At 38.6% G+C, this 3,681-nt stretch carries 4 protein-coding genes; 3 read left to right on the top strand and 1 reads right to left on the bottom strand.

Features of this window, described 5'->3' with window-relative positions; all coding sequences use genetic code 11:
- Positions 1 to 233 (top strand): hypothetical protein (locus V7K67_RS17240; RefSeq protein ID WP_335167662.1); only part of this gene is annotated, 233 nt, incomplete at its 5' end.
- Positions 234 to 483: 250 nt separating this feature from the next.
- Here the strand turns inward: V7K67_RS17240 and V7K67_RS17235 are convergent.
- Complete coding sequence (locus tag V7K67_RS17235) at positions 484 to 777, bottom strand: hypothetical protein (RefSeq protein WP_335167660.1); 294 nt, start codon at positions 775 to 777, stop codon at positions 484 to 486.
- 620 nt (positions 778 to 1,397) lie between these two features.
- Between V7K67_RS17235 and V7K67_RS17230 the strand changes: the two genes are divergently transcribed.
- Positions 1,398 to 2,537 carry a tetraprenyl-beta-curcumene synthase family protein gene (locus V7K67_RS17230; RefSeq protein WP_335167658.1) on the top strand — a complete coding sequence of 380 codons (1,140 nt, stop codon included), beginning with the start codon at positions 1,398 to 1,400 and terminating at the stop codon, positions 2,535 to 2,537.
- A gap of 105 nt (positions 2,538 to 2,642) precedes the next feature.
- Positions 2,643 to 3,383, top strand: a complete 741-nt coding sequence (locus V7K67_RS17225; protein WP_335167656.1) for a DUF3891 family protein — start codon at positions 2,643 to 2,645, stop codon at positions 3,381 to 3,383.
- Positions 3,384 to 3,681 lie beyond the last annotated feature (298 nt).

Below are 3,681 nucleotides of genomic sequence, written 5' to 3'. Positions count from 1 at the left end.
TTGCGCGATCGCACTGGGTGGCTCTGAATTTAAAAGTTCAGTATACACGATCGCTCCTCCCAACACAAAATAAGAAACCCTTATCTTTTATCCGACATCAACTACGATTAAAACTACTTTCCTTGATATACAACACTTTCACCAACATGCGATCGCGGAGGGTGCATATTGGCAACGAAAAAGAAACTATTGCGCTGCCGATGAATTTTGGTTATCCCTGGTATCGCTTGTAATGCCTAAGTCAAGCAATACACAGGTGAAGTGTTAACTTCTAGTTATAATTAGCCGTAACTTATTATAGGCACAATGCAACTCTAGCTTTGACTTGGTGCAAAGATAGTTTACAAAAGTTGCTCAGGTGGTTGCCTTAATTCCTGTTTAACAAAGTACCGTGGGTTTAAGTCCCCCGGTTCAATAACCGTTAAGTTTTGGGTCGGGGTCTAAATCCCCGTCACAAAACTTACTTGCGACTTGCGACTTGTTTTAATTGGAGAAGCTATCCACGCGCAGATCCCGCCAGACATCAGAAACCTGCCAGCCGGAATTGCCCACCGATTGTACCGGAGCATTGTCAAGAAATGGAACATAGTCAGGAACTCTAGGCTCTGAAATTGCTGCTGGTTTCTCCTCAACCTCAACTACAGGGGCTGTATATTTGACAGTATTAGCTTCAATAAGTTGGTCTTCAGCCTCCTCGATTAATTTCATCTGTCTCAGCGTGAGCTTGTCGGATTTTTTGATGATTTTCTTAGTGTGTATCTCATTAGAAGTTTTCATTGGCTGTTCTCTCGAAGGCATTGGCTTAAAATTTGTCTGAGTAAATTTGGGAGAAGATAGGTATTAATAATTGCACAGAATTAACAAAGTACACCAAATCGATGGAAAATACGAGTCCCTTGCTGAATAATTTATTAATTGTGTACAAATCTGTTTTTGGGTAGATGTTCCAGCATAATCTGTTGCACAGATGCAAGTATTAAGCGTAGGCGTAGCTCGCCGCAGGCATCGCTTCTTGACTTATGACTGTACCTGAAGATTGTTTTACGGTTTTGACTCTTAATAAGCAGATAATTAAGGGTTAACCGAGCAGTATTGAGATTAGCCTCATTTGTGAACCTTATTGACAAAATAATTCCACTTTAATCACTTCTTTTATCAATTAGAGTTTTGCTCAATCCTTACAGAATAAGTAAGATTTTTAGCTTCTAGCTTAACCATAATTCAGGTTAATTAGCTTTTGAGTAAGCCAATTTTCACCTAAATTACTGTCTGCAATTCACTTATGTGTGTCCAATTGTAGAGAAGGTTATAATCAAACTTGTTTCTATCTATAGATGATATTTAAATAGTTTAATTTTAATATCGAGACACAATAAACAATCAAAGAAATCATGATAATGCTTCTAAATAAGTGGAACAATACTAATAAAAATATTGTTGATCCTCTTCAAAAATTTTCATCAATCCAAGTTCCATCTGGTTCTGGTATCCTGATGCTGAAAATTTATCGTGATGTTCTTCCAAAAGTTCGTAAATATTTAAACTTCTGGGAAAAGGAAGCTGAACAAATTCCTAATCATGAATTACGTAAACAAGCATTATTAAGTATAGAAACTAAAGCATTTCACTGTGAAGGTGGTTCTATATATGGATTACTTGCCAAAGAAGAAATTGAGCAAACAATCCGCTTTATTGTTGCTTATCAAACAATTAGTGATTATTTAGATAACCTATGCGATCGCAGTACTTCCCAAGATCCAGAAGATTTCCGTACTCTCCATCAAGCCTGCTTACATGCTTTGACACCTAACGCTGAATGCATTAATTACTACCAATTTCGTCAAGAACAAGACGATGGCGGCTATCTCATAAAACTAGTAAAAACTTGTCAGGATGTATTAAAAAGACTGCCATCTTATCAAATAGTTGCTCCCTACTTACATGAGTTAGCTGATTATTATTGTAATTTACAAGTTCATAAACACGTCAAAGTTGAAGAGCGAGTTCCTCGTTTAAAAGCATGGTTTGAAGAACATCGCCACAAAATTCCAGAAATGAAGTGGTATGAATTTTCAGCTTGTACTGGCTCAACGTTAGGAATTTTTTGTCTTATAGCCTATGCCTCAGATCCAAATTGTTCTAAAGAGCTAGCTATAAAGGTTAAAAACAGCTACTTCCCTTGGGTTCAAGGACTTCATATCCTACTTGACTATTTTATTGATCAAGAAGAAGACAGGATGGGTGGTGATTTAAATTTTTGTACTTACTACAGTAGTGAACAAGAAATAGCTGAACGGTTCATTTATTTTCTAAAGGAGGCTGATAAAGCTGTTTCTCAGTTACCGGATAAAAACTTTCATCGAATGATTAATCGAGCTTTACTAGGTGTTTATCTAGCCGATCAAAAAGTGAATGAACAAATAGATGTGAGAAAAACTGCTAGACAAATTCTACGTTCATGTGGTGGGTCAGCACTCTTTTTTCTTTGGAATGGTCTAATTATGGCTCGGATTCGGTATCAACAAATATTTGTATAATTTTGCACCATGACTGTCTGATTAGACATCTCCAAAATAGTATCATTCTGTGATCAGAGAATATAAAACATCGCAAACTAGAATTTATAATGAGGAGATTAAGTTGTGATTGTAAACGCTACGCCAAATGGTTGGGCAATTATTTATCATCGCGCTCATGCTTTGTTAGCGGCTCAACTAGCAGGACAATGGCGACGCCAAGATTCTCCAGTCAGGTTATATGAAACAATAACTGCAATTTCCCATCATGATGATTTAGAAAAAGAGTGGGAAGAAGACATTCTGACTGAAGCGGGTGCGCCAAAGGACTTCACTCTCAGCACAAATAAAGATATAGAGATTGGTGTTAATAAATTGGCTGAACTGGCAAAGAATGCCCTCTACCGGGGACGCTGGGTGGCTCTGTTAATTTCCATGCACATCAGCCGTTTAAATGAGCCACAACGAGGTCAGTCTTCAAAAATGGACAATTTTCTGGATGAGCAACTTCAAAATCAGCAACGTTGGCGCTTGGAACTGGGCATAGAAAAGAAAGAAGTTGATGCAGCCTATGCATTTATGCAATGGTGCGATCGCCTTTCGCTCATCCTCTGTCAGCAGGAACTACCTGCTGATGAGCGCTTTTTAGAAATTAGCAACGGTCCTGATGGTCAGCGCTACGACATCAAGCAGCATCGGGATCACTTGGTTACAGTGAAACCGTGGCCGTTTCAGGAAGAAAAATTTACGGTCAACGTCGAAGCCTGTGACATATTCCAGGTAAAATTTGAGAGCAACGCCGAACTGAGTCAAGCACTTCAAAAAGCCCCCATCAGCGTGCTGAAGTGGACATTTGTTAAGAGCTAGATGCACGCTCTTTTAAAATCTATGTCACGCGTTCACCTCAATTTAGCCCAACGTCACATCAAGATATAAATCGCTTTTCTCTTATTAGCGTGACGCGATCGCTTTCATCAGAAGTAGGATCAACAATTATCACTCTCACCAGTAAGTTGTTATGGATACTAGGACACCATCAAGTAAAACTTTTTAGTTCCCTAAATTTAGCTCTGACTTTTCACGGGATGTGGAAAAGGGGATTGGTTCGCGATAGCTAATCGCGAACCAATCCTTTGGACTTAAGATGATTTGCGTCCTTTAATAT

It is taken from the genome of Nostoc sp. (genome assembly GCF_036917155.1).
Lineage (GTDB): Bacteria > Cyanobacteriota > Cyanobacteriia > Cyanobacteriales > Nostocaceae > Nostoc.
Note: the sequence above shows the minus strand (reverse complement) of the source record. Positions and strands in the feature narration are given on the sequence as shown.